The 25,592-nt window shown below is 65.4% G+C and carries 26 protein-coding genes and 1 pseudogene; 19 read left to right on the plus strand and 8 right to left on the minus strand.

From position 1 onward, the window contains the following. Window positions 1-18 precede the first annotated feature (18 nt). Window positions 19-189 (minus strand): metallothionein, encoded by a 171-nt coding sequence (locus ACQKPE_RS00340; RefSeq protein WP_427662789.1) that lies wholly within the window; start codon window positions 187-189, stop codon window positions 19-21. A 2-nt stretch (window positions 190-191) separates the two neighbouring features. After that, window positions 192-653 (minus strand): phosphotransferase system, HPr-related protein, encoded by a 462-nt coding sequence (locus ACQKPE_RS00345; protein ID WP_427662790.1) that lies wholly within the window; start codon window positions 651-653, stop codon window positions 192-194. A 185-nt stretch (window positions 654-838) separates the two neighbouring features. Between ACQKPE_RS00345 and ACQKPE_RS00350 the strand changes: the two genes are divergently transcribed. The 4 genes from ACQKPE_RS00350 to ACQKPE_RS00365 are packed head-to-tail and all read left to right on the plus strand — an operon-like array spanning window position 839 to window position 3,890. Continuing rightward, window positions 839-1,882, plus strand: a complete 1,044-nt coding sequence (locus ACQKPE_RS00350) for an acyl-CoA dehydrogenase (protein WP_427662791.1) — start codon at window positions 839-841, stop codon at window positions 1,880-1,882. Then, window positions 1,879-2,631, plus strand: a complete 753-nt coding sequence (locus ACQKPE_RS00355) for a PIG-L deacetylase family protein (protein ID WP_427662792.1) — start codon at window positions 1,879-1,881, stop codon at window positions 2,629-2,631. The genes ACQKPE_RS00350 and ACQKPE_RS00355 overlap by 4 nt, the downstream gene beginning before the upstream one ends. Window positions 2,632-2,643: 12 nt before the next feature. Next, complete coding sequence (locus ACQKPE_RS00360) at window positions 2,644-3,240, plus strand: class I SAM-dependent methyltransferase (RefSeq protein WP_427662793.1); 597 nt, start codon at window positions 2,644-2,646, stop codon at window positions 3,238-3,240. Continuing rightward, window positions 3,240-3,890 carry a glycosyltransferase gene (locus tag ACQKPE_RS00365; protein WP_427662794.1) on the plus strand — a complete coding sequence of 217 codons (651 nt, stop codon included), beginning with the start codon at window positions 3,240-3,242 and terminating at the stop codon, window positions 3,888-3,890. The genes ACQKPE_RS00360 and ACQKPE_RS00365 overlap by 1 nt, the downstream gene beginning before the upstream one ends. Here ACQKPE_RS00365 and ACQKPE_RS00370 read toward each other — a convergent pair. Further along, window positions 3,887-4,843, minus strand: coding sequence for an AraC family transcriptional regulator (locus ACQKPE_RS00370; RefSeq protein WP_427662795.1), 957 nt, complete (start codon window positions 4,841-4,843; stop codon window positions 3,887-3,889). The two genes, ACQKPE_RS00365 and ACQKPE_RS00370, sit on opposite strands and share 4 nt — an antisense overlap. Window positions 4,844-5,188: 345 nt before the next feature. Between ACQKPE_RS00370 and ACQKPE_RS00375 the strand changes: the two genes are divergently transcribed. Beyond that, the gene (locus ACQKPE_RS00375; protein ID WP_427662796.1) at window positions 5,189-6,073 is read left to right on the plus strand and encodes an alpha/beta hydrolase; all 885 of its coding nucleotides are present in this window, start codon (window positions 5,189-5,191) and stop codon (window positions 6,071-6,073) included. Window positions 6,074-6,080: 7 nt separating this feature from the next. Here ACQKPE_RS00375 and ACQKPE_RS00380 read toward each other — a convergent pair whose 3' ends face one another. Together ACQKPE_RS00380 and hisN are read right to left on the minus strand one after the other, a co-directional pair. Then, window positions 6,081-6,812 carry a hypothetical protein gene (locus ACQKPE_RS00380; RefSeq protein ID WP_427662797.1) on the minus strand — a complete coding sequence of 244 codons (732 nt, stop codon included), beginning with the start codon at window positions 6,810-6,812 and terminating at the stop codon, window positions 6,081-6,083. Between the two features lie 120 nt (window positions 6,813-6,932). Then, a complete protein-coding gene (hisN, locus tag ACQKPE_RS00385) occupies window positions 6,933-7,724 on the minus strand; it encodes a histidinol-phosphatase (RefSeq protein WP_427662798.1) in 792 nt (263 codons plus the stop codon). 194 nt (window positions 7,725-7,918) lie between these two features. On the opposite strand from hisN, the gene ACQKPE_RS00390 reads away from it, so the two are divergent. The 12 genes and pseudogenes from ACQKPE_RS00390 to ACQKPE_RS00445 all read left to right on the plus strand — a co-directional run bounded on the left by ACQKPE_RS00390 (window position 7,919) and on the right by ACQKPE_RS00445 (window position 22,332). Beyond that, window positions 7,919-8,989, plus strand: a complete 1,071-nt coding sequence (locus ACQKPE_RS00390; RefSeq protein ID WP_427662799.1) for an enoyl-CoA hydratase/isomerase family protein — start codon at window positions 7,919-7,921, stop codon at window positions 8,987-8,989. Between the two features lie 18 nt (window positions 8,990-9,007). After that, entirely contained in the window at window positions 9,008-10,159 is a 1,152-nt protein-coding gene (locus tag ACQKPE_RS00395; RefSeq protein ID WP_427662800.1) for an acyl-CoA dehydrogenase family protein, read from the plus strand. A 580-nt stretch (window positions 10,160-10,739) separates the two neighbouring features. Further along, window positions 10,740-11,801: a 3-deoxy-7-phosphoheptulonate synthase gene (locus ACQKPE_RS00400; RefSeq protein ID WP_427662801.1), complete on the plus strand. Its 1,062-nt coding sequence runs from the start codon at window positions 10,740-10,742 to the stop codon at window positions 11,799-11,801. Window positions 11,802-11,892: 91 nt separating this feature from the next. After that, window positions 11,893-12,174: a peptidylprolyl isomerase gene (locus ACQKPE_RS00405; RefSeq protein ID WP_217885349.1), complete on the plus strand. Its 282-nt coding sequence runs from the start codon at window positions 11,893-11,895 to the stop codon at window positions 12,172-12,174. Window positions 12,175-12,226: 52 nt separating this feature from the next. Next, window positions 12,227-14,020: an extracellular solute-binding protein gene (locus tag ACQKPE_RS00410; protein ID WP_427662887.1), complete on the plus strand. Its 1,794-nt coding sequence runs from the start codon at window positions 12,227-12,229 to the stop codon at window positions 14,018-14,020. Further along, window positions 14,017-15,075, plus strand: a complete 1,059-nt coding sequence (locus tag ACQKPE_RS00415) for a microcin C ABC transporter permease YejB (protein WP_427662802.1) — start codon at window positions 14,017-14,019, stop codon at window positions 15,073-15,075. The genes ACQKPE_RS00410 and ACQKPE_RS00415 overlap by 4 nt, the downstream gene beginning before the upstream one ends. After that, window positions 15,075-16,091 carry an ABC transporter permease gene (locus ACQKPE_RS00420; RefSeq protein ID WP_427662803.1) on the plus strand — a complete coding sequence of 339 codons (1,017 nt, stop codon included), beginning with the start codon at window positions 15,075-15,077 and terminating at the stop codon, window positions 16,089-16,091. The genes ACQKPE_RS00415 and ACQKPE_RS00420 overlap by 1 nt, the downstream gene beginning before the upstream one ends. 24 nt (window positions 16,092-16,115) lie before the next feature. Next, window positions 16,116-17,507 (plus strand): sigma-54 interaction domain-containing protein, encoded by a 1,392-nt coding sequence (locus ACQKPE_RS00425; RefSeq protein WP_427662804.1) that lies wholly within the window; start codon window positions 16,116-16,118, stop codon window positions 17,505-17,507. A 290-nt stretch (window positions 17,508-17,797) separates the two neighbouring features. Further along, window positions 17,798-19,189, plus strand: coding sequence for a GntP family permease (locus ACQKPE_RS00430; protein WP_427662805.1), 1,392 nt, complete (start codon window positions 17,798-17,800; stop codon window positions 19,187-19,189). Window positions 19,190-19,199: 10 nt separating this feature from the next. Continuing rightward, window positions 19,200-19,970 (plus strand): 3-hydroxybutyrate dehydrogenase, encoded by a 771-nt coding sequence (hbdH, locus tag ACQKPE_RS00435; RefSeq protein WP_427662806.1) that lies wholly within the window; start codon window positions 19,200-19,202, stop codon window positions 19,968-19,970. A gap of 56 nt (window positions 19,971-20,026) precedes the next feature. Further along, window positions 20,027-21,986 (plus strand): annotated as a pseudogene (locus ACQKPE_RS00440) (acetoacetate--CoA ligase). Between the two features lie 70 nt (window positions 21,987-22,056). Then, entirely contained in the window at window positions 22,057-22,332 is a 276-nt protein-coding gene (locus tag ACQKPE_RS00445; protein ID WP_427662807.1) for a peptidylprolyl isomerase, read from the plus strand. Window positions 22,333-22,338: 6 nt separating this feature from the next. Here the strand turns inward: ACQKPE_RS00445 and ACQKPE_RS00450 are convergent, their stop codons facing one another. Then, window positions 22,339-23,016, minus strand: a complete 678-nt coding sequence (locus ACQKPE_RS00450; protein WP_427662808.1) for a metallophosphoesterase — start codon at window positions 23,014-23,016, stop codon at window positions 22,339-22,341. Between the two features lie 76 nt (window positions 23,017-23,092). On the opposite strand from ACQKPE_RS00450, the gene ACQKPE_RS00455 reads away from it, so the two are divergent. Next, window positions 23,093-23,620 carry a DUF3016 domain-containing protein gene (locus ACQKPE_RS00455; RefSeq protein ID WP_427662809.1) on the plus strand — a complete coding sequence of 176 codons (528 nt, stop codon included), beginning with the start codon at window positions 23,093-23,095 and terminating at the stop codon, window positions 23,618-23,620. Window positions 23,621-23,689: 69 nt separating this feature from the next. Then, a complete protein-coding gene (locus ACQKPE_RS00460; RefSeq protein WP_427662810.1) occupies window positions 23,690-23,932 on the plus strand; it encodes a hypothetical protein in 243 nt (80 codons plus the stop codon). Here ACQKPE_RS00460 and ACQKPE_RS00465 read toward each other — a convergent pair. Together ACQKPE_RS00465 and ACQKPE_RS00470 are read right to left on the minus strand one after the other, a co-directional pair. Beyond that, window positions 23,929-24,429, minus strand: a complete 501-nt coding sequence (locus ACQKPE_RS00465) for a methylated-DNA--[protein]-cysteine S-methyltransferase (RefSeq protein ID WP_427662811.1) — start codon at window positions 24,427-24,429, stop codon at window positions 23,929-23,931. The genes ACQKPE_RS00460 and ACQKPE_RS00465 overlap by 4 nt on opposite strands. 74 nt (window positions 24,430-24,503) lie before the next feature. Further along, window positions 24,504-25,508, minus strand: a complete 1,005-nt coding sequence (locus ACQKPE_RS00470; protein WP_427662812.1) for an ABC transporter substrate-binding protein — start codon at window positions 25,506-25,508, stop codon at window positions 24,504-24,506. Between the last annotated feature and the right edge of the window lie 84 nt (window positions 25,509-25,592).

The raw sequence follows: 25,592 nt of genomic DNA on the forward strand, positions 1-25,592 counted from the left end.
GCCGCTGGCGGGCCTGGTTCACTCAGCAGGCTCGCCAGCACAATCGCAGCCTTCGTGCTGGCAATGCTCACCCTCGCTGTGCCCGGTAGCGCAGGCCTCGCAGCAATACAACAGCCCTTTGTGTACCACACTATCGGCGTGCACCTCGCAGTGGCAGTCGGGGCAGGCACATTCTTCGCGCGCATCCATGGTCAGGTCCTCTCGTCGTCGTCATCGACCACCTGGTCGGTCCAGGGCTCGCCATCCAGCGGCGCAGAGCGGGCCAGTTCGGCCTCATCGAGGCCAATGCCGCCACCGATCTCGTCGGCGTCGACTTCGCGCAGGTCCTGGTCTACCGGCCCTTCGCCGCCCGGCTCGTGGCGGTCGCGGGCGCCGGTCTGGTCGTAAAGGGTATCGGGGCTGAGGTCGTCGAGGGTGACGTTGTCCTCGTTCAGGCTGTCGCTCAAGGCTTCGCCGCCACTCATGCCACCTTCGGCGACGCGCGCTGGAGGAAATTCCTGGGCCTCTTCGTGTGCCGGGCGTTCGTCGCCGATGCGCCCTTCACGCGTATCCTTGCGTTCGCTGAAGTCCAGCTCGTGCACGCTGCCCATGCGGTCCTCGGTGGTGTCGATCTCGCGGGGGGTATAGGGGTTCGGGGTGTCTGGACGGGCCATGTGAAGTCTCCATCGGGGTGGGTTCATGCGGTCGACTGCATGGGCGCGTGGAAAATTCACAGTTTCGGCTGGAAGGTGCAGGCCCGTGCCGCCCGCAGGTTCGGACATGCGTCGCGCAGTCTTTTTGAACTCTCCCCGGCATGGCTCCCTCCATCGTTTACAGCCTTGCAGGGGAGCGCGATGACATGAGCATCATCCAGGATTTCGACCTGACCACGCTGGACCGTCTGCTACGCGGCTTCACCCTACGCCCTCAGGCCCTGAACCTCGACACCCAACTGCCCGTACTGATGCAGGCGCTGCAAGCCGACCACCTGGACCTGCTCCCACTGCCCGGCCAAGGTCACACCCTGCAACGCTGGCAGACCCTGGCGCGCGTGGCCGGTTGCGACTTGGCCCTGGCCAAGCTGTACGAAGGGCATACCGATGCCCTGGCGATTCTTGCCGAATGCGGCGCGGCACACCTTGTCAGCGATGGGATATGGGGGGTGTGGGCAGCCGAGCCGCCCGATGCCCGTGCCCTGATACGTTCGCGCCAGGGTGACGAGGTGCGTCTTGGCGGCAGCAAGGCCTGGTGCTCGGGCGCGTTGCAGATCGACCGGGCTCTGATTACCGCCTGGAACGAGGATAACCAGCCGCAGTTGATCGCGATCGAGCTGTCGCACCCCAGCCAACGGATCCAGGTTGACGACTGGCAGGCCGTGGGCATGGCCATTACCACCAGTGTGCACATCAACTTCGACGACTCGCCCGGTATTCCCGTCGGCCAGCCTGGCCAGTACCTCTCGCGCCCCGGCTTCTGGCAAGGTGGTGCCGGTATTGCCGCGTGCTGGTACGGCGCCGCCGAGGCGCTGGCCGACTACCTGCGCGAACACCGGCGCAAACCGCGCAGCGACCCCCATGCCGACGCCCACCTGGGCGCCGTCGACGCCGCCTTGTTCGGCGCCAGGGCCAGCCTGCGCGAGTGCGCCGCGTGGATCGACCGCCACCCCAGCAGCGATGCCAGTTTCCCCGTGCGGCGCACCCGCGCGCAGGTGGAACAGGCCGTGGAACAGGTCATCCAGCATGTTGGCCGGGCCTTGGGCGCCACACCCTTCTGCCGCAGCAGCCACTTCGCCAGGCTCGCTGCCGACCTGCCGGTGTTCCTGCGCCAGAGCCACGCCGAACGCGACCTCGCCGCCCTTGGACAGCAGCTGGCACAGCAGCCGGCCGGAGCTTGGCAACTATGAGTGAAAACCTGATCGAAAATGCCCAGGGCACGCCTTGGAGTGACTGGCAACACTCGGCGCACCTGGCCCGCGCCACCTGGATAACGCCCCACCAGCTGTGCCCGCCGGGGCGCCGCCTGGTGCTGGTGGCCCCGCACCCGGACGATGAAATTCTCATGGTGGGCGGCCTGCTCAGCCACTTCCACGGGCGCGAGCAGGACCTGCTGCTGATCTCCGCCACCGATGGCGAAGGCAGCCACCCAGGCTCCAGCCAGTGGACCGAACGCCGCTTGCGTCACCAACGCCCGCAGGAAAGCCGGCATGCCTTGCAGCAGCTCGACCTGGACCTGAACACCCTGGACTGGCGCAGGCTGCACCTCAAGGATGGCGGTCTGCCGCGCGACGAGGCCTTCCTGGTCAATCACCTCGGCCAGTTGCTGCAAGCCGACGACTTGCTGATGTGCCCCTGGCGTGGCGACGGACATTGCGACCACGAAGCCGTTGGCCGTGCCTGCGCCCAGGCAGCCCTGGCCCGTGGCGCGCAGCTGGCCGAAGTACCGGTATGGGCCTGGCACTGGGCAAGCCCGGATGACGCCCGCCTGCCTTGGCCTCGCGCCCACCGCATCCAACTCGACGAGGTGAGCCTTGCACGCAAGCGCCAGGCACTGGGCGCCCATGCCAGCCAGCTGGAAACTGACGAAGGCCCGCCCGTACTGCCACAGGCCCTGCGCGACTGCCTGCTGCAACCCTTCGAACTGGTGTTTCTCTGACAAGGACCTGCCATGAGCCTCGATGCCCGCTACTTCGCCGAGTTGTACGCCCACCACGACGACCCCTGGGCCTTCCGCACCCGCTGGTACGAGCGGCGCAAACGCGACCTGGTGCTGGCCTGCCTGCCCCAGCAGTGCTACCAGCGCATCTTCGAACCTGCCTGCGCCAATGGTGAGCTCAGCGCGCTGCTGGCCGAACGCTGCGCCCACCTGGTGTGCCAGGACATCGACCCCACCGCCGTGAGCCTGGCCCGCAAGCGCCTAGCCAAATACCGCCACGCCAGCGTCGAGCAGGCACGCCTGCCCAATGACTGGCCCAGCGGCCAGTTCGACCTGATCGTGCTCAGCGAAGTGGGCTACTACCTGGATGCCAACGACTGGCTGCAGGTGATCGAACGCTCGGCCGCCAGCCTCAGCGAAACCGGCGGCCTGCTGGCCTGCCACTGGCGCCACCCGATCGCCGGCTGCCCGCAGGATGGCCGCGAGGTGCATGCACGGCTGGCGCGGCATGTGCCGCTATACCCACTGCTGCGCCACGAGGAGGCGGACTTCGTGCTGGAGTACTGGTCCAGCCAGCCAAGCCTGGTCGATCTGGACGAGACCTGCTGATGATCGCCGTCATCATCCCCGCCCATAACGAGGCCCGGCGCCTGGGGCATTGCCTGAAGGCCGTAGGCACGGCGGCGGCCTTTGCCGAGCAGGCGGGGTACCAGGTCGAGGTGCTGGTGGTACTGGACCGTTGCAGCGACGCCAGCGAAGCCATCGCCCGCCGCCACGGGGCGCAGACCCTCAGCGTGGCCGCCGGCAACGTCGGCACGGCGCGTGGCGCAGGTGCCGCGCACATGCTCGAGCGCGGCGCGCAATGGCTGGCCTGCACCGATGCCGACAGCCGCGTGCCAGCCCACTGGCTGCTCTGGCAGTTGGCCTGCGCTGCCGACGCGGTCTGCGGCACGGTGCATATCGAACGCTGGCAACCCTGGCAAGACGCCGCCCTGCGCAAGCTATACCGCAGCCGCTACCAGGCTTGCGAGGGCCACCAGCACATCCATGGTGCCAACCTGGGAATCGATGCCCAGGCATACCAACAAGCGGGCGGGTTCAAGCCGCTGGCCGCCCACGAGGACGTGCAACTGGTGCACGACCTGCAAGCCTGCGGCGCACAGATCGTCTGGACCGCCCGGCACAGCGTGGCCACCAGCAGTCGGCGTGACAGCCGGGCACGCGGGGGCTTTGGTGATTATTTGGCGGGGCTGCGTTAACCGCGGCGCTTGAAGGTTTCCGAAGGCAGTTCACCAAAACGCTGCCGGTAGCTCTCGGCGAACCGCCCCAGGTGCAGGAAGCCGTAGTCCAGGGCCAGCTCGGTAACGCTGCGCACCGGGCAGCTGGCATCCGCCAGGCAAGCCTGCACACGCTCGAGCTTCTTCTGGCGGATGTACTGCTTGGGCGTGGTACCCAGGTGCCGGTCGAACAGTGCATACAGTGAGCGCACGCTCATGCAGGCCTGCTCGGCCAGGGTTTCGGCGCAGAGTTCGAACTTGAGGTTGCGTTCGATGTGATCGAGGATCCGCTCCAGGCTAGCGCCCTGGGCGTCCAGGTGCTCGCGGCGGATGTTGTTGCTCATCAGGGTCAGCAACTTGCTGGCGATGATCTGGCTGTAGTGCGACTGCACCCTGGGCAGCGAGCCACTGACCTCGGCCTCGTGGCAAACCATCGCCAGCAGGTTGACGAAGCCGTCCAGCTCCTCGAGCCGGTAGTGGTTGCGCAGAAAGCGTACTCCGCCGCTAGGCCGCTGCCAGCGCTGCTCGTCGCAGAAGGTGTCGAGCACCCGGGTGGGCACCTTGAGAATGAATTTCTCGCAGTCCTGGGAATAGGTCAGGTCGACCGGGTCGTCCGGGTTGATCAGCAGCAGCTCGCCCGGTACCAGGTGGTGCTCGCGCTGGTGCCCGCGCCACAGGCAGTTGCCGTTGAGCAGTACTTGCAGGTGATAGATGGTCTCCAGCGCAGGGGACGTGACCCGCACGCTGCCGCCATAGCTGATGCGGCACAGGTCCAGGTCGGCGAACTTGCGGTGGCTGAGGCTGGCTTGCGGGTGGGTGCTGCGTGACAGGCCGATGCAATGCTGGCCCACATGCCGGTTGACGTAGTCGGACACGGCATAGGGGTCGGCGTGCTGGAACACGCGACTTTGCTCGCTCAACAGGCGGCTTTCCATAGGCAAGGCACTCGGCATCGTTATTGTTCTGGTCGCCGCTTCCTACATGCCTCGGGGCAGTGGTTGCGGTCGTTCACGGTCATTCTATCCAGCCGGTGAGGCAGCGCCGGGGCAGTCGACGGTCGGCTGGCGTACCACACTAAGCAAAACAGTAGCACCCGGCAATGCCACCAAGGTCTTCAAAAGAGGGAAAAGGCCCGGCGGCGCTCTAACTCCGTTCGATCAGCGAACGCATTTTTTTGAAACAGATTGCAAACATCCTGGGGCGCCGTTCGGGCATATTTCCCACAGCGCATTTCTGGCTTCTGATAAAAACCTCAGGTCCTACCCCGCTGATGGTCAGCCATGCCCTATTCCCTGATGTCCTCGCTCAAGCGCCGCTGGTTTCGCTGGTTGGCCGTGACCTTGCTGGTGGTCGGCCTGCCGGCCGGTTGCAGCGTGCTGCAACACAAGGAGCGCGAACTGCTGTTCCGCATCGAGCCGGGCCAGGCCAGCTGGTTCCAGGGCCTGCCGGCCGGCGTGCAGGAACTCGAGCTGCGCCCGCGCAGCTTCACCGAAGAGCAGAGCCTGCATGCCTGGTGGTGGCCAGCCAAGCGCGCCGATGCCCCGGCCATCCTCTACCTGCACGGGGTGCGCTGGAACCTTACCGGGCAGATGTTCCGCATCGAGCAACTGCATGCCATGGGCTACTCGGTGCTGGCGGTGGACTACCGCGGCTTCGGCCAGAGCCGTGGCGACCTGCCTTCCGAAACCACGGTGTACGAAGATGCGCGCATCGCCTGGGAACGTTTCGCCCAACTTCAGCCCCAGGCCGGCAAACGCCTGATCTTTGGCCACTCGCTGGGTGGCGCGGTGGCGGTGGAACTGGCCCGCGAACTGGCGCAGCAGGCAACGGATACCGGTGAACCGGTGCCTGCACGCGGTTTGATCCTCGAATCGACCTTCACGTCCCTGGGCGATATCGCCGCCGTGGTCGCCGACACCCGCCTGCCGGTGCGCTGGCTGCTGTCGCAGAAGTTCGACTCGCTGGACAAGATCAAGGACGTCGGCATGCCCTTGCTGCTGGTGCACGGCCTGGACGACCGCTACGTGCCGCCGCGTTTCAGCGAGCAGCTGTTCGACGCTGCGCGTGAACCGAAGACCCTGCTGCTGGTGCCGGGCGCCAGTCACAACAACAGCATGCGTTTGGCTGGGCAGCGCTACAGGCAGGCGATCGAAGGCTTGCTCTGAGCGCGCCTTACTGTACCGGCAGGAAGTTCATCAGCAACAGGCTCTGCGCGTAGTTCAGGCCAATGCGCCGGTAGCGTTCATCCAGCAGGTGCGCCAGCAAGTCCAGGCGCGCGACGATCTTGCCGAACTCCACGGCGAAGCTCAGGTTGCTGCCCGCCTCGGAGATTTCATTGGAGAACAACAACAGTACGCCGTTGGCGTCCTGGCGCTGGCTGAGCATCCAGGTGGCTTTCTCGATATTGCGCGCGGCGTTGTTGACGAACAGCGGGTCGATGCTGTCGGTCATGAAGAACTCGGTGCGCCCGCCGTGTGCGGTGATCAGCATGCTGCCGATGGCGTAGATGAAGGCACCAACTCGGTCGCCCTGAAATTCCGGGCTCAAGGCATAGCTCAGGGCCGCCAGGTCGCGGCGGTTGCCCAGTTGGGTCAAAGGGGTGCGTTGTTCGATGGCCACGCGGATCTGCCGCTCGGCGCTGGCAGCGTCAAGGTAGCCGGCCTGCTTCCACTGGTTGGGGTTGCGCTGGTACAGCTTGTTCATCAACAGGTAGAGGCTGTCGAGGTTGTCGCGCATCGCCAGTGTGGCCAGGCGGTCGACGCTGGTCTGGAACAGCTCGCTGGGTTTGCCTTCGCGCATTTGGGTAAGCATGTCGCCGCCCTGCTGCTGGGTGCAGGCACACAGGGTGGTCAGGGCGCCTGCCAACAGCAGGCGTGCGCAGTGGCGTAGGGCGAGAACGGGCATTGGCACCGGGGTCCGGGGTCAACGGCCGAGCCGGTTATCGGCGCGGCCTAGCCATGCATAGAGCGCGCAAATCGGGAAAAGTGCCTAAAGCAGCCCCGGCGAGCTCAAGTACCCGTCGGGTTACATCGCCCCGCGCAGCATCTGCACCACCTGCGCATGCAACGCCGCATCGCCACAAGCCACCACGCAGCCACCGTTCTGCGCCGAGCTGCCATCCCACGCGGTGATCACCCCGCCCGCCCCTTCGATGATCGGCATCAGCGCCTGCACGTCGTAGGGTTGCAGGCTCGCCTCGACGATCACGTCAACGAACCCCGAAGCCAGCATGCAGTAGGCGTAGCAGTCGCCGCCATAACGCATCAGCCGGGCCTTGCCGGCCACCTGCTCGAACGCAGCCTTGCGCGCCGGGGTATCGAACATGTCGGGCGTGGTGCACATCAAGGTCGCCGAGGCCAGGTCGGCGCAGGCGCGGGTCTTGAGCGGCGTAGCGCCGCGCCAGGCACCTTCAGGGGTGCCGACGAAGCGCTCGCCAGTGAACGGCTGGTTCATCACCCCGATGACCGGGCGCTGGCCATCGTTCAGGGCGATCAGCGTGCCCCACAGCGGCAGCCCGGTGATGAACGCACGGGTGCCGTCGATGGGGTCGAGCACCCAGGTCAGCGGGCTGCTGCCCACCGCCGCGCCATGCTCCTCGCCAAGGATGCCGTGCTCGGGGTAGCGCGCCTGGATCAACGCACGCATGGCGTCTTCTGCGGCCTTGTCGGCGATGGTCACCGGGTCGTACAGGCGCCCGCCTTTGTCCTCGACCGCGAGCGTTGCACGAAAGTACGGCTGGATCGCCGCAGCGGCGGCGTCGGCCAATTGTTCGGCAAATGCGCGGAACTCAACGGTCTGTTCAGCGTTCAGGGACATAAAGGGCGCCTCGCGAGGGAAAAGGCAGGCATCATACCTGAGGCGCCCTACGCCTGCGCGCAGGCGACAAAAATGCAGCCAGCCGCTGCAGATTTGCCAATTGTGCAGTGTATATATGCATGGCAGGATCCCTCGATCCTCCAGCGCAATTCCAACTTCATTTGGAAAATCAATAACAAAGCAGGGAGTCCGCGATGACCGTGCAAGCTCAGCCCGACACCTCGGGCCACGTCCTGGTCGACGTTCGCAACCATGTTGGCCACCTCACCCTCAACCGCCCCGCCGGCCTCAATGCCCTGACCCTCGACATGGTGCGCAGCCTGCGCAGCCACCTCGACGCCTGGGCCGACGACGCCAATGTTCAAGCCGTGGTGCTGCGTGGCGAGGGGCCCAAGGGCTTCTGCGCCGGCGGTGACATCCGCTCGCTGCACGACAGTTTCAAGGCCGGCGACACCCTGCACGAAACCTTCTTCGTCGAGGAATACGACCTCGACCTGCTCATCCACCGCTACCGCAAGCCGGTGCTGGTGCTGATGGACGGCTTCACCCTGGGCGGCGGCATGGGCCTGGCCCAAGGGGCAGACCTGCGCGTGGTGACCGAACGCAGCCGCCTGGGCATGCCGGAGGTGGGCATCGGCTACTTCCCCGATGTCGGCGGCAGCTATTTCCTGTCGCGCATTCCGGGTGAGCTGGGTACCTACCTGGGGGTGAGCGGCGCACACATCCAGGCTGCCGACGCCCTGTATTGCGGCCTGGCCGACTGGTACCTGGCCAGCGAGCAACTGGCCGCGCTGGACCAGGGCCTGGACCAGCTGCACTTCGGCGAATACCCGCTCAAGGACCTGCAAGGCCTGCTGGCCAAACTCGGCACCCAGGTGCTCGACGATGCACCGCTGGCGCGCCTGCGCCCGGTGATCGACCACTACTTCGCCCTGCCAGACATGCCCAGCATCGTCGAGCAGTTGCGCGCCGTGGCCATCGGCGACAGCCATGCCTGGGCGCTGGCCACCGCCGACCAGCTGGAAACCCGCTCGCCCCTGGCCATGGCGGTTACCCTGGAAATGTTGCGCCGCGGGCGTCACCTGAGCCTGGAAGACTGCTTCGCCATGGAACTGCACCTGGACCGCCAGTGGTTCCAGCACGGCGATATCGTCGAAGGCGTGCGCGCCCTGATCGTCGACAAGGACAAGCAGCCGCGCTGGAACCCGCCGACCCTGGCCGGGCTATCGCGCAAGCGCGTCGAACAATTCTTCGAAGGCCTCTGAGCGCCGGGAGTACACAGCATGCAAGACCTGGAACTGAGCGAAGAGCAGATCATGATCCGCGACATGGCCCGGGATTTCGCCCGCGGCGAGATCGCCCCCCATGCCCAGGCCTGGGAAAAGGCTGCCTGGATCGACGATGCGGTGGTACGCAAGATGGGTGAGCTGGGCCTGCTCGGCATGGTGGTGCCGGAGGACTTCGGCGGCAGCTACACCGACTACGTGGCCTATGCCCTGGCCGTGGAAGAAATCGCGGCCGGCGACGGCGCCACCGGCGCGCTGATGAGCATCCATAACTCGGTGGGCTGCGGCCCGCTGCTGGCGTATGGCACGCCCGAACAGCAACAGGCCTGGCTGCCGCGCCTGGCCAGTGGCGAGGTGATCGGCTGCTTCTGCCTTACCGAGCCGCAGGCAGGCTCTGAAGCCCATAACCTGCGCACCCGCGCCGAGCTGGTCGATGGCCAGTGGGTGATCAACGGCGCCAAGCAATTCGTCAGCAACGCCCGCCGGGCAGGCTTGGCGATCGTCTTCGCCGTCACCGACCCGGAGCTGGGCAAGAAGGGCCTGTCGGCCTTCCTGGTGCCCACCGACAACCCCGGTTTCAAGGTCGAGCGCAGCGAACACAAGATGGGCATCCGTGCCTCCGATACCTGCGCCGTGACCCTGGACAACTGCCGCATTCCCCAGGCCAACCTGCTGGGCGAGCGCGGCAAGGGCCTGGCCATTGCCCTCTCCAACCTCGAAGGCGGACGCATCGGCATCGCCGCCCAGGCCCTGGGCATCGCCCGGGCGGCGTTCGAGGCGGCACTGGCCTACTCGCGTGACCGCGTGCAGTTCGGCAAGCCGATCAACGAGCACCAGAGCATCGCCAACCTGCTCGCTGACATGCAGGTACAGGTCAATGCTGCGCGCTTGCTCATCCTTCATGCCGCGCGCCTGCGCAGCGCCGGCAAGCCGTGCTTGTCGGAGGCCTCCCAGGCCAAGCTGTTCGCCTCGGAAATGGCTGAGCGGGTGTGCTCGATGGCGATCCAGGTGCATGGTGGCTATGGGTACCTTGAGGACTACCCGGTGGAGAAGTACTACCGCGATGCGCGGATCACGCAGATCTACGAAGGGTCCAGTGAGATCCAGCGGATGCTGATTGCGCGGGAGCTGAAGCACTACAGCCTATAAATTCCCGAAACGACGCAGCCCGCTCCTACAGGGACTGCGTCGTAGCTAATATCGGGCCGATAGCATTTATCCATTGAACACCCCGTTGCAGGTGCAGTAAGCTCGGCCTCAATCACTGGAGAGCAACATGTCGAAACATTCCCGCAATCACGCCAACACCACCGGTCGCATCGCGCGCCCTGTGCTGGCTGTTGCCGGTCGTAACGCCGTTGCCAGCTTTTATTTTGGGTATTGGTTTAGCCACTAGGCGCCGATTCCCACCCGGCGCCCACCTTCGAGGGGCCGCCGAACATGAGAATACTCAAACCCCCGGTCGGCTCCCCGACCGGGGGTTTTGTTTTTCCGGGCCTTCACACACCGATTCGAACTGAGGACAGATCCATGAACTACACCACCTACCGCTACGCCGACACCTATGCATGGCGATTTAGCCAATCCCGTTCGGGCCAGCCTGCCGCCTCCGTTCGGTCCACTACCGGTGGCAATGCTGCGCACAGTAATCACACCAGTACCTGTCGAACACCGCGATAGGGCCGACCGAGCGGGGAAGCACCCGCCGTCCGCCCAGGGAAAAAATGCCATGCAATCGTCCAACCTCGCCCTGCCCCTGACCCAGCCCCAGGCTGCCAACACCGCTGTCAGCCAGCGCCTGCCAAGCCCGCACCTGCTCAAGCAGCAGATGCCGCTTTCCACCGAACTCGCCCATCAAGTGCACCAGCACCGCCAAGCCGTACGCGCCATCCTCGAAGGCCGCGACGAACGCTTGCTGGTGATCGTCGGCCCGTGCTCGATCCACGACCCACGCTCGGCGCTGGAATACGCCGACCGCCTGGCCGCCCTGAGCCGCGAGGTGGACCACAAGCTGCTGCTGGTGATGCGCGCCTACGTCGAGAAACCGCGTACCACCGTGGGCTGGAAAGGCCTGGCCTACGACCCGCATCTGGACGGCAGCGACGACATGCACGCGGGCATCGCGCTGTCGCGCGGGCTGATGCTGGGCATGCTCGAACGCGGCCTGCCGATCGCCACCGAATTGCTGCAACCCATGGCCGCCGGCTACTTCGACGACCTGCTGGGCTGGGCGGCCATTGGCGCGCGCACCACCGAGTCGCAGATTCACCGCGAGATGGTCAGTGGCCTGGCACTGCCCGTGGGCTTCAAGAACGGCACCGACGGCGGCGTGGGCATCGCCTGCGACGCCATGCGCAGCGCCGCCCACCCGCACCGGCACTTTGGCATGGATGCGCAAGGCTACCCGGCGATCATCGAGACCCTGGGCAACCCCGACACCCACCTGGTGCTGCGCGGCGGCCACCAAGGCCCGAACTACGACGCCCAGAGCATCGCCCTGGCGCGCCAGGGGTTGGCCAAGGCCGGGCTGGCGCCGCGGATCATGGTCGATTGCAGCCACGCCAACAGCGGCAAGGACCCAGCGCGCCAGCCAGCGGTATTCGAGGACGTGCTGGCACAACGCCTGGGCGGCGACCGCTCGATCGTCGGGGTGATGCTCGAAGGCCACCTGTTCGACGGCTGCCAGGCCCTGGGCAAAGGCGCGCTGAAATACGGTGTATCGATTACCGATGGCTGCCTGGGCTGGGAGTCGACCGCCGCGCTGCTGCGCGATGCGGCTGGCCGCCTGTAGAGCCGGCTGTAGGAAAGCAACGGCAAGCCTTGCGAGACATTTCGCAGGCAACTGAGTTAGGCTTGCCGCTTTACCTCAAGGAGTAGTTCCCATGGCCCGAGCCACCGCCCGCCACATCCTGGTCAGCAGCGAAGAGAAGTGCAACGAACTCAAGGCTCAGATCGAAGCTGGCGCCGACTTCGCCGAAGTCGCCAAGGCCAACTCCACCTGCCCGTCCAGCCGCCAAGGCGGTGACCTGGGCTCGTTCGGCCCAGGCCAGATGGTCAAGGAGTTCGACACCGTGGTGTTCAGCGCCCCGGTCAACACCGTGCAAGGCCCGGTGAAGACCCAGTTCGGCTACCACCTGCTGGAAGTCACCAGCCGCCAGGACTGAGGCGTACTTGTTCGCCCGCCTGCTGGCAGGGGGCCTGGCGTCATGGCTTGCCATGGCAGCCCAGGCCGCCCCTACCCATGCCCTCACTGTCTATGGCGAGCCCCCGCGCTACCCCGCCAATTTCACCCATTTCGAATACACCAACCCCAGCGCCCCCAAGGGTGGCACGCTGCGCCGTTCGGCCATCGAGATCGGCCAGTTCGACCATATCCTGCCGTACATCGACAAAGGCACCGGCGTCACCCAGGTCGACGGCTGGTTGTATTCGCCCCTGGCCGAGCGCTCGTTTGACGAGCCCTACACCGTCTATGGCCTGATCGCCCGGCGTATGGAACGTGGCCCCGATGACGCCTGGCTGCGCTTCGAGATCGACCCGCGCGCCACCTTTGCCGACGGCAAGCCGGTGCGTGCCGAGGACGTGCGCTTCACCTTCGAGCTGCTGATGAGCAAGGGCAGCCTGAAATTCCGCACGCAATTCGCCGAAGTGGCCGGGGTGACCGTGGAAAACCCGCGCAGCGTGCGTTTCGACTTCAAGCAGCCCCATGGCCGCACCCTGGCACTGGACTTGGCGACCCTGCCGGTGCTGCCCGAGCACGACTGGCAGCACCGCGACTTCGCCAACGGCGCCGGTTTCGACAAGCCGGTCGGCAGCGGTCCGTACCGCATCGGGCGGATCGACAACGGCCGCAGCATCACCTTCGAGCGCGACCCCACCTGGTGGGCGCGCAACCTGCCGGTGAACAACGGCCGCTTCAATTTCGAGAAGATCCGCATCGAGTATTTTGGCGACACCGAAGTCGCACGCCAGGTGCTCAAGGGCGGCGGCTACGACTATAACCGCGAGTTCTCCGCCACCGCCTTCACCATCGGCTACAACAGTGCCCAGCTCGACGATGGCCGCTTGCAGCGCGCCCACCTGGGCCCGGCCAAGCCCCAGGCAGCCCAAGGTTTCGTGTTCAACCTGAGCAAGCCAGTGTTCCACGACCGCCGCGTGCGCCAGGCACTGGCCATGCTCTGGGACTTCGAATGGAGCAACCGGCAGATGATGCGCAACATGTACATCCGCCAGCAGAGCATCTTCTCCAACACCCCCCTCGCCGCCCGCGCCCTGCCCGATGCCCAGGAGCTCGCGGTGCTGGAACCGCTGCGCGGGCAGGTGCCGGACGAAGTGTTCGACCAGGTGTTCCAGGCGCCGGTTACCGATGGCTCGGGCATCATCCGCCCGCAGCAACTGAAGGCCCTGGCGCTGCTCCAGGAAGCAGGCTGGCGGCCCGAGGGCGACCGCCTGGTCAATGCCCAGGGCGAGCCGCTGCGCTTCACCTTCCTCAATGGCCAGTCGGGGCTGGAACGGCTGCTGCTGCCCTGGAAGCGCAACCTGGCGCAAATCGGCATCGAGCTGAACATTCGCAATGTCGACTCGGCCCAGTACATCAACCGCCTGATGGGCCGGGACTACGACATGATCGTTACCGGCTACCCGGTGACCCTGTCGCCAGGCTCGGAGCAATACACCTACTTCGGCTCGGCGTCGGCCAACGACCCCGGCTCGAACAACCTCATGGTGCTCAAGGACCCGGCCGTCGACCGCCTGCTCGACGGCCTGGTACGCGCCGATACCCAGGCCGACATGCTGCGCCACGCCCGCGCCCTGGACCGGGTGCTGCAATGGAACTACTACTGGATCCCCAACTATTACCCACCGGGCAGCTCGACGGTGTGGTGGAACCGCTTCGGCCTGCCCAAAGTGCAAGCAGCCTATGACGAAGGCCTGGACACCTGGTGGGAGGTCAGCCCCAACGCACTGACCGACCGGCAGATGGCCGAGCGCCGGAAGAGCGCGCCATGACCGGCTATATCCTGCGGCGCCTGCTGCTGATCATCCCGACCTTGCTGGCGATCCTGCTGGTGAACTTCGCCATCGTCCAGGCCGCCCCCGGCGGCCCGGTGGAGCAGGCGGTGGCGCGCCTGCAAGGCATCGGCGGTGGTGCGCCCGGCGCCAAGGTCGAGGTGATACAGGGCGAGTCCCGCGCCACTCGCGGGCTGGACCCGAAGCTGATCGAGGAGATCAAGCGCCAGTACGGCTTCGACAAGTCCGCCCCCGAGCGGCTATGGCTGATGCTCGGCCAATATGCCCGGCTGGATTTTGGCAACAGCTTCTTCCGTGGCGCCAAGGTCACCGACCTGATCCTTGAGAAACTGCCGGTGACCTTGTCGCTGGGCTTCTGGGCCACGCTGATCACCTACCTGGTATCGATCCCCCTGGGCATCCGCAAGGCGGTGCGCCACGGCAGCCGCTTCGATGCCTGGAGCAGCGCGCTGATCGTGATCGGCTATGCCCTGCCCTCGTTCCTGTTCGCTCTGCTGCTGATCGTGCTGTTCGCCGGTGGCACTTCGCTGAACTGGTTCCCGGTGCGCGGGCTGGTGTCGGATGACTTCGACCAATTGAGCCTGCTGGGCAAGGTGGCCGACTACTTCTGGCACCTGGTGCTGCCGGTGGGGGCACTGGTGATCGGCGGCTTCGCCACCTTGACGCTGCTGACCAAGAACGCCTTCCTCGACGAGGTGTCGCGCCAGTACGTGGTGACGGCACGGGCCAAGGGCCTGAGCGAACGCCGCGTGCTGTATGGCCACGTGCTGCGCAACGCCATGCTGGTGGTGCTGGCCGGGCTGCCCCAGGCGCTGATTACCGTGTTCTTCGCCGGCTCCCTGCTGATCGAGGTGATCTTCTCCCTCGATGGCCTGGGCCGCATGAGCTATGAGGCGGCGGTGTCGCGCGACTACCCGGTGGTGTTCGGCACCTTGTTCATCTTCACCCTCGCGGGCCTGCTGATTCGCCTGGTCGGCGACCTGTGCTACACCCTGGTCGACCCACGCATCGACTTCGACGCGAGGGCGCACTGATGTTCTCGCCCATCGCCCAACGCCGGCTGCGGCGTTTTCGCGAAAACCGTCGCAGCTGGTGGTCGCTGTGGCTGTTCGCCCTGCTCTTGGTGCTGAGCCTGGGTGCGGAGCTGGTGGCCAACGACAAGCCGCTGCTGCTGAGCTACAAGGGCGAGCTGTACACCCCGGCCCTCAAGCGCTACACCGAAGAGCAGTTCGGCGGCCAGTTGCCTTTCCAGCCCGATTACCGCAGTGCCTATGTGCGCCAACTGATCGAAGCGCAGGATGGCTGGATGCTGTTCGCGCCCATCCCCTTCAGTGCCGACACGCCCAACTACGACCTGCAAGTACCCTCCCCCAGCCCGCCCAGCGCCACCAACTGGCTGGGCACCGACGACCAGGGGCGCGACGTGTTGGCGCGGGTGCTGTATGGCACGCGGGTGTCGCTGTTGTTCGCCTTCGCCCTGACCGTGGTCAGCGTGTTGATCGGCGTGGCCGCCGGTGCCCTGCAGGGTTACCACGGCGGCTGGGTCGACCTGCTCGGCCAGCGCTTGCTGGAGGTGTGGTCGGGGTTGCCGGTGCTGTACCTGCTGATCATCCTGTCGGGCTTCGTCGAGCCGGACTTCTGGTGGCTGCTGGGAATCATGGCGCTGTTCTCGTGGCTGACCCTGGTGGATGTGGTGCGTGCCGAGTTCCTGCGGGGGCGCAACCTGGAGTACGTAAAGGCCGCGCGCGCCCTGGGCCTGACCGACGGCCAGGTGATGCTGCGGCACATTCTGCCCAATGCGATGAACGCCACCCTGACGTTCATTCCCTTCATGCTCACCGGCGCTATCACCACCCTGACCGCCCTGGACTTCCTCGGTTTCGGAATGCCCGCGGGCTCCGCCTCGCTTGGCGAGCTGGTGACCCAGGGCAAACAGCACCTGGAGGCGCCGTGGCTGGGCTTTACCGCGTTCTTCGCCCTGGCGTTGATCCTGTCGTTGCTGGTGTTCATCGGCGATGGGCTGCGCGAGGCGTTCGACCCGCGGCGCTGATCGGTTTTCCTTGAAGAGACCTCCATGTACGAAAACGACAGCCTCAAGGACTACTCCCAGGTCCGCCAACTGGCAATCCGCTCGCTGTTCGAGATCATCGAGCAGTCCAGTGAAGGCACCATCATCGTCGACCGTCAGGCGCGCATCGTCTGGATGAACGAGCGCTACGCCCGGCGCTTCGGCCTGGCCGATGCCGCCAGCGCCATCGGCCAGCCCTGCGAGGCGGTGATTCCCGGCAGCCTGATGCGCGAGGTAGTGACCAACGGCAAGCCGATCCTGCTGGACATGCTCGACACCGCCAAGGAGCCGTTCGTGGTCATGCGCCTGCCGATCCACGACGACCAGGGCGCGCTGATCGGCGCCATCGGCTTTGCCCTGTTCGATGAATTGCGCAGCCTGTCGCCGCTGCTCAAGCGCTACTCGAGCATGCAGCAGGAGCTGGCCTCGACCCGCTCGCAACTGCGCGCCCGCCAGGCGCGCTATAGCTTCGCCCAGTTCGTCGGCAGCAGCGCCGCCAGCCTTGAGGCCAAGCGTCGCGCGCGGCGCGGGGCAGGCAGCGACTCGCCGGTGCTGTTGCTGGGCGAAACCGGCACCGGCAAGGAATTGCTGGCCCATGCCATCCATGCCGCATCGGCGCGGGCGCACAAGGCTTTCGTCAGCATCAACAGCGCGGCCATCCCCGAAGCGCTGCTGGAAGCCGAGTTCTTCGGCACCGCCCCCGGCGCCTTCACCGGCGCCGACCGCAAGGGCCGTAGCGGCAAGCTGCAATTGGCCGAGGGCGGCACGCTGTTCCTCGATGAGATCGGCGACATGCCCCTGGCCCTGCAAAGCAAGCTGCTGCGGGTGTTGCAGGAGAAGGAGTACGAGCCGGTGGGGTCGAACCAGATGCTGCGCAGCGATGTGCGCATCATCGCGGCAACCTCCATCGACTTGCAGGCGGCGATGGCCCAAGGCCGATTCCGAGCGGACTTGTATTACCGGCTGAACGTGCTGCCGATTGCGGTACCGCCTTTGCGTGAGCGCCTGGAGGACCTGCCGGCCCTGTGCGAGGCGATCCTGGCGGAGCTGGGCAGCCAGTACGAGCTGGAGCCTGACGCTCAAGCGTTGTTGGGCCGCCACGCCTGGCCGGGAAACATCCGCGAGCTGCGCAATGTGCTGGAGCGCGCGACCTTGCTGGCGGACCAGCCACGCCTGGCGCTGGCGGACCTGCATTCGGCGTTGGGGCCGGTATGCCTTGCAGCGCCCGAGTCCGGTCGCATGAGCTACCGGGACGCCTGCGAACGGTTCGAGCGGCAGTTGATCATCGATGCATTGGCCGAACATGCGGGGAATGTGCCGCAGGCTGCGCGGGCTCTGGGGTTGGGACGTTCGACGTTGTACAAGAAGATGGTCGTGCTAGGCATTCAGTCTCAATAAAGAGACCTGAGTTTCAAATCAGAGATTCCGCTACACCACTAATTCTGCAGGAGCGGGCTTGCCCGCGAACACCGGCGTTGCCGGTACCATCCTCCGCAGCGCCTGCTTCGCGGGCAAGCCCGCTCCTACAGGGTTTAGCGCAAACCTGAGCGACGCAGTCTCGCATTGGAGATCCATTTGTGCCAAAAACAAATTTAATCGATAAAAATCAATAGCTTAAAGATTGGCACGATTCCCGCTATCTCCACACAGCCCAATAAAAACAAGACTCACCCAGGAGATACACCCAGATGACCGTGCTCATCGCCCTCGCCGCATTGGCGCTGCTGATGCTCGCCGCCTACCGCGGCTACAGCGTAATCCTCTTCGCCCCCATCGCCGCCCTCGGCGCCGTCCTGCTCACCGACCCCTCCGCCGTGGCCCCGGCCTTCACCGGCGTGTTCATGGAGAAAATGGTCGGCTTCATCAAACTCTACTTCCCGGTATTCGTGCTCGGCGCGGTGTTCGGCAAGCTGATCGAACTGTCGGGCTTCTCGCGTTCGATCGTCGCCGCCGCTATCCGCCTGCTCGGCACCCGCCAGGCCATGCTGGTGATCGTGCTGGTCTGCGCCCTGCTCACCTACGGCGGCGTGTCGCTGTTCGTGGTGGTGTTCGCGGTGTACCCGTTCGCGGCGGAAATGTTCCGCCAGAGCGACATCCCTAAACGCCTGATCCCGGCCACCATCGCCCTGGGCGCGTTCTCCTTCACCATGGACGCCCTGCCCGGCACGCCGCAGATCCAGAACATCATCCCCAGCGCCTTCTTCAACACCAATGCCTGGGCCGCGCCCTGGCTTGGGGTGATCGGCACCATTTTCGTGTTCAGCGTCGGCATGCTCTACCTGCACCGCCAGCGCAACAAGGCCCTGCGCAAGGGCGAAGGCTACGGCACCTCGCTGCGCAACGAACCGGAGACCGCCGACGATATCGACCTGCCCAACCCGTGGCTGGCGCTTTCGCCGCTGGTGCTGGTGGGGGTGATGAACCTGCTGTTCACCCACTGGATTCCACAGTGGTACGGCACCAGCCACAGCTTGCAATTGCCGGGCATGAGTGCGCCGCTGCAAAGCGATGTGACCAAGCTCACAGCGATCTGGGCGGTACAGGCCGCGCTGCTGGTGGGCATCCTGATGGTGCTGGTATGCGCCTTCGGGGTGATCCGCCAACGCCTGGCCGAAGGCACCAAGAGCGCGGTCAGCGGTGCGTTGCTGGCGGCGATGAACACCGCTTCCGAGTATGGCTTCGGCGCGGTGATCGCCTCGCTGCCAGGCTTCCTGGTGCTGGCCGATGCGTTGAAGGCCATTCCCAACCCGCTGGTCAACGAAGCGATCACCGTGACCTTGCTGGCCGGTATCACAGGTTCCGCCTCGGGCGGCATGAGCATCGCCCTGGCGGCCATGGGCGATACTTTCATCGCGGCCGCCAATGCTGCCAATATTCCCCTGGAAGTGATGCACCGGGTGGCCTCCATGGCGAGCGGCGGCATGGACACCCTGCCACACAACGGCGCGGTGATTACCCTGCTGGCGGTCACCGGCCTCACCCATCGCGAGGCCTACAAGGACATCTTCGGTATTACCCTGATCAAGACCCTGGCGGTATTCGTGGTCATCGCGACCTTCTACGCCACCGGCATCGTCTAAGGAGCTGCGCATGAATCTCAACGGCAAGACAGCACTGGTCACCGGTTCCACCAGCGGCATCGGCCTGGGCATCGCCCAGGTGCTCGCCCAGGCGGGCGCGAACATCCTGCTCAATGGCTTCGGCGACCCCAACCCGGCCATCGCCGAAATCGCCAAGCACGGCGTGAAGGTCGCGCACCACCCGGCCGACCTCGCCGACGTGGGGCAGATCGAAGCGCTGTTCGCCCTGGCCGAGCGCGAGTTCGGCGGCATCGACATCCTGGTGAACAACGCGGGCATCCAGCACGTGGCGCCGGTGGAGCAGTTCCCAGTAGAGAGCTGGGACAAGATCATCGCCCTGAACCTTTCGGCGGTGTTCCACGGCACCCGCCTGGCCCTGCCGGGCATGCGCGAGCGGGGCTGGGGGCGGATCATCAACATCGCCTCGGTGCATGGCCTGGTGGGTTCGACCGGCAAGGCGGCCTATGTGGCGGCCAAGCATGGGGTGATCGGCCTGACCAAGGTGGTGGGCCTTGAGACTGCCACCAGCAACGTTACCTGCAATGCCATTTGCCCTGGCTGGGTGCTGACCCCGTTGGTGCAGAAGCAGATCGACGACCGCGCCGCCAAGGGCGGCGATGCGCAGCAGGCGCAGCACGACCTGCTGGCCGAGAAGCAACCGTCGCTGGCCTTCGTCACCCCGCAGCACCTGGGCGAGCTGGTGCTGTTCCTGTGCAGCGAAGCCGGCAGCCAGGTGCGCGGGGCGGCCTGGAACGTCGATGGTGGGTGGCTGGCGCAGTAGCGGCTAACCTTGCTGGTAGCTGGCGCCTTGGGCGCCAGCCTCAAAGGAGAAACGCCATGAACACACCTCTCTGGCAACCCTCCCAAGCGCGCATCGACGCCAGCCGCATGGACACCTTGCGTCGCCAGGTCAACGACCGCTTCAGCCTGACGCTGAACGACTACGCCGACCTGCACCGCTGGAGCATCGAACAGCGCGTCGATTTCTGGCAAACCCTCGTAGAATACTTCGATGTGCAGTGGCACACACCGCCCACCGCCGTGCTCGACGAAGGCCCACACATGCCTGATGCCCGCTGGTTCAGCGGCGCCACGCTGAACTACGCCGAGCACCTGCTGCGCCGCCGCGACACGCACCCGGCGGTGGTAGCCATTCGCGAGGATGGCCAACGCCATGTCCTCACCCATGCCCAGCTGGCAGCCCAGGTCGCCGGGTTGCAGAACGCCTTGCACGCCCTGGGTATCCAGGCTGGAGACAAGGGTCGCGGCGGTCATGCCCAACACCTGGCAAACCCTGGTGGCCATGCTGGCCTGCACAAGCTTGGGGGCGATCTGGTCGAGTTCATCGCCAGAGTTCGGCACCCACGACATCATCGACCGCTTCGGGCAGATCGAACCGAAGCTGCTGATCGTTTGCGCGGGCTATGAGTACGCCGGCAAGACCATCGACCAGGTGGACAAGGTCAACCAGGTGGTCGCCCAACTGCCGACGCTGCAGCACCTGCTGGTGGTGCCCCATACCCGCCTCGGTACCCGCAGCGATGAGTTCCAGGCCCCCAAGGTCAGCTTGTGGGACGATTTCTTCACGCCCGGCGGCGAACCCCGGTTCGTCGCCCTGCCCTTCGACCACCCGCTGTACATCCTCTATTCCAGCGGCACCACCGGCGTGCCCAAGTGCATCGTGCACCGCGCCGGCGGCGTGCTGTTGCAGCACCTGAAGGAGCATGGGCTGCACAACGACCTGGCGGCCAACGACGTGTTGTTCTACTACACCACCTGCGGCTGGATGATGTGGAATTGGCTGGCCAGCGGCCTGGCGGTGGGCGCCACCCTGGTGCTGTACGATGGCTCGCCGTTCCACCCAGGGCCCGAGCGCCTGCTCGATTTGATCGATGCCGAAGGGGTGCACGCCTTCGGCACCAGCGCCAAGTACCTTGCGGCCCTCGAACAGGCAGGCCTGGAGCCGGCCCACAGCCACCGCCTGGACACCCTGCGCCTGCTGCTGTCCACCGGCTCGCCGCTGTCGCCGCACAGCTACGACTATGTGTATGGCAAGTTCAAGGCCGACCTGTGCCTGGCCTCGATGTCCGGCGGCACCGATATCGTCTCGTGCTTCGTGCTGGGCAACCCGCTGCTGCCGGTGCGCCGCGGGGAAATCCAGGGCAAGGGCTTGGGCATGGCCGTGGAGGTGTGGGACGCCAAGGGCCGCCCGGTGAGTGGCGAGAAAGGCGAACTGGTCTGTACTCGCAACTTCCCCTCGATGCCCCTGGGTTTCTGGGGTGACGACGATGGCAGCCGCTACCATGACGCCTATTTCAGCCAGTTTCCCGGGGTCTGGGCACAAGGCGACTACGCCGAGCAGACCGCCAGCGGCGGCATGGTCATCCATGGCCGCTCGGACGCCGTGCTCAACCCCGGTGGCGTGCGCATTGGCACGGCGGAGATCTACCGCCAGGTGGAAAAGGTCGAGGAAGTGCTGGAAAGCGTGGCCATCGGCCAGGACTGGCACGGCGATGTGCGGGTGGTGCTGTTCGTGCGCCTGCGTGAAGGTTTGGCCCTGGACGAACCCCTGCGCCAACGCATCCGTCAGGTCATCCGCCAATACACCACGCCGCGCCATGTGCCGGCGGTGATCGCCCAGGTCAACGACATCCCGCGGACCATCAGCGGCAAGCTGGTGGAACTGGCGATTCGCAACGTGGTGCACGGCCAGCCAGTGAAGAACACCGATGCGCTGGCCAACCCCGAGGCGCTGGAGCAGTTCCGCGACCGGCCGGAGCTGCGCGAACAGGGTTGAGCGACCGAATGGCGGCCATTTCAGGCATAATGGCCGCCTTTTTTTCGTAGCACATGCAGGTACCCCCCCCATGAAAGCCCAAGCCCGCCACATCCTGGTCAAGACCGCCGCCGAGGCCGAACAGCTGAAACAGCGCCTGGCCAAGGGCGAGGCGTTCGATGTGCTGGCCAAGAAATTCTCCACCTGCCCTTCCGGCAAGCGTGGTGGCGACTTGGGTGAGGTGCGTCCGGGGCAAATGGTGGGCGCCATCGACCAGGTGATCTTCAAGAAGGCCTTGCGCGAGATACACGGGCCGGTCAAGAGCAAGTTCGGTTACCACCTGGTGCAGGTCTTCTACCGCGACTGAGTTGCCCTATAGCAGCCGCAGCTCGTCCAACTCCAACAAGGTGAAGGAGCCACTGCCCCAGCCGCCGGTATCGAGGTGCCAGACATTGCCGAGCACCTTGGCCTTGAGCATCGGCGTATGCCCCACCAGCAGCGCACGCAGGCCAGCCACCGGGCGCTCGTCATCCTCACGCAGGCGCCGTCGCGACCACTGGCACACCTCCCGCACCTCGGGGTCGTCGCCTGCCAAAAGATTCGCGCGCAACACCGACCAATCGTCGAACGGGCTGTCGGCATGTAGCAGCCCCACCCGCCCTGTCGCCGTCTGCACCTCCAAGGCCAGCGGCATCTGCGCGAACGCCTCGACGAAGCGCTCTTGCTCGGCCCTGGGCAGGTCGATGAACCAACCGCCACCTGCCGCACGGTACATCCCAAGGTCCAGGCGCCCGCCCCGCACCAGGTTCACCGCCAAGGCTTCATGATTGCCCTGCACGGCATGGAACCAGGGCTTGGCCAGCCACACCAGCGCCTGCTCGCTGTCAGGGCCACGGTCGACCAGGTCACCGACGCTGAACAGCCGGTCGACGGCCGGGTCGAAGCCCACCTCGTCCAGGCGCTGCTGCAAGCGGTGGAAGTGGCCATGAATATCACCCACCGCCAGGTCACGCCCTTTGTCGTTGGCCGCTACCTGCTGAAACCGAGCCATTACGTTTGTCCTCTGCTGCATGCGCACAGCGCCGGGCGTAGAATAGGCGTGTGACACTCATTCCCGGAGACGCACCATGCGCTACCTCCTCGCCAGTGCCGTGCTCATGAGCCTCACTTGCAACAGCATGGCACAAGGCACGCCACCTCAGCAGGCCACGCCTGCAAACGTCGAGGTGCACTTCGACCACCCCGAGAAATTCCGCGACGCCAGCCTGGACAGCCGCGGCTACGAGCGCGGTGCCGACGCCCAGGTGATCAAGGCCCTCACCGAACACCTGCAAAAGCTGGCCCTGCGCTACCTGCCACCCGGGCAACAGTTGCGCATCGATATCCGTGACATCGATCTGGCGGGCCGCTACGAGCCCTGGAACAGTCGCGCCTATGATGTGCGCTTCATGCGTGAAATCACTTGGCCGAGCATCGACCTGAGCTACACCCTGAGCCAGCCGGGCCGCCCCGACCAGCAGGCCGAAGAACGGGTCAGCGACAAGATGTACCTCAGCCGCCCAGGCCGCCAAGCCAGCAGCGACCGCCTCTACGCAGAAAAAAGCATGCTCGGCGACTGGTTCCGCCAGCGCTTCGCGCAACGCCCGGCTTCCTGAGCAGGCGCTGGTGAAGGTCTATCGCCAGGTAGTATCCTCGCCGCTCGTATCGGCCAAGGATGGACACCTGTGAAGTACCTGCTGCTGGCGCTGGCCAGTTATGCCTCGACCTACTATTTCGTCGGCCTGTTGATCCGCGGTCGGTTGGTCGATCTCGCCGAAGGCTTGCGCCATCACCCCGGCGCCCCGCCCAAGGCGCAGTATTTTCGTGAAGTGCAGGCCCACGCGCAGCGAGCCCGCGTGTACTACAGCCTGTTCGCTGGCAGCGTGCTGACACTGCTGTTGTGCGCTCTGGCCTGGTGGCTGGACTAGAAGCCCAGCGTCAGGCTTTCCCGCCCCTCCAAGGCCAACAGATACTGCTTGGCCTGCAAGCCCCCCGCGAACCCCGTGAGGCTACCTGAAGCGCCGATTACCCGGTGGCAAGGCGCGATGATCGAAATCGGGTTGCGCCCGTTGGCCGCGCCCACCGCCCGCACCGCCTTGGGGTTGCCAAGCTGCTGGGCGATATCGCTGTAGCTGCGGGTTTCGCCAAACGGAATGGTCAGCAAGGCGGCCCACACCTGGCGCTGGAACTCGGTGCCAGCAAAATTCAGGGGCAGCTCGAAGCGCTGACGCTGACCTGCGAAGTACTCACCCAGCTGCCGCGCGGTTTCCAGCAGCACCGGGTGGCGGTCATCGCGGTGTAGCTCACCCAGGCGCACGCGGTTTTCCCGCTCCTGCTCCCAGAGCACCGCCGCCAGGCAATCGCCGCGCGCTACCAGGGTGAGGACGCCGACGGGCGATTGCATGAGGGTAAAGGCAGAGGGCATCACAGGTTCCTGTCGGCGGGCGCGAGCGGTGCACGTTACCGGAACCGCCCATGGCTTGCACCCATGCCTTGTGATCAGCTCCCCGGGTTCACGTAGGCCTCAGGGAAGAAATAGTCCTTCCAGGACTCGGCCTTGTTCTTCAGCACACCCAGCTCATGCAGCTTCTGGGCATAGATGAAGGTGCGCTGCGGCGACACGGTGAAGTCGTTTTCCGGGTCTTCGATGATCTTGCGCACGAAATCCAGCGGCAGCTTGGAGTTTTCCACGCGGATGTAGGTCTCGGCAGCTGCGGCCTTATCCGCCTTGATGATCTGCTCGGCCTCAACCAGTGCGTCGTAGAACGCCTTGTAGGTCTTGGGGTTCTGGTCGTGGAATTTCTCGGTGGCGTACAGCACGTTGAAGGTGGCTTGGCCGCCAAGGATGTCGTAGCTGCTGATCAGCTTGTGCACCTTGGGGTTTTCCAAGGCTTGGTACTGAAATGGCGGACTGGAGAAGTGCGTGGTGATTTCCGAGCCGCCCTTGATCAGCGCGGCGGTTGCGTCCGGGTGCGGCAGGCTGACGGAGATTTTGTCGAAACGCTGGAAATCCGCGTTGCCATAGAGCTTGGCGGTTTCGATCTGCAAGGTGCGCGATTGGAAGCCAACCCCCGCTGCAGGTACGGCGATGCGGTCTTTGTCCGACAAGTCCTTCAGCGTCTTGACGCCCTCGCGATTGCTCAGCACATAGCCCGGCAGCGAACCCAACGCGGCAACGGCCTTGACGTTCTGTCGACCCGCGGTGCGGTCCCAGACCGTGAGCATCGGCGGCACACCTGCCGAAACCACATCGATGGCGCCGGCCAGCAAGGCCTCGTTCATCGCCGTGGCGCCGGAAATGGTCCGCCACTCGACTTCGATGTCGTCCAACCCCTGTGCCTTGGCGTGTTTCTCGATCAACTGTTGGTCCTTGACCACATGCAGCACCAGGTAGCCGATGCCAAATTGCTGCGCGATGCTGATCTTGCCTTCGGCGTGTGCAGCCAGGGGCAAGGCCAGTACCCCAAGCAGGCCCAATGCAGCGGCCAGGCGGTTGTATTTCATGGTGCGCTCCTAAGTGTTGGGTGTCGCCCTCTCAGGGGCGCGTTCTATGGGTGGCGAGTCAGAGCCCGACTCACGAACGCGGAT

It is taken from the genome of Pseudomonas sp. NPDC089554 (assembly GCF_050280645.1).
Classification (GTDB): domain Bacteria; phylum Pseudomonadota; class Gammaproteobacteria; order Pseudomonadales; family Pseudomonadaceae; genus Aquipseudomonas.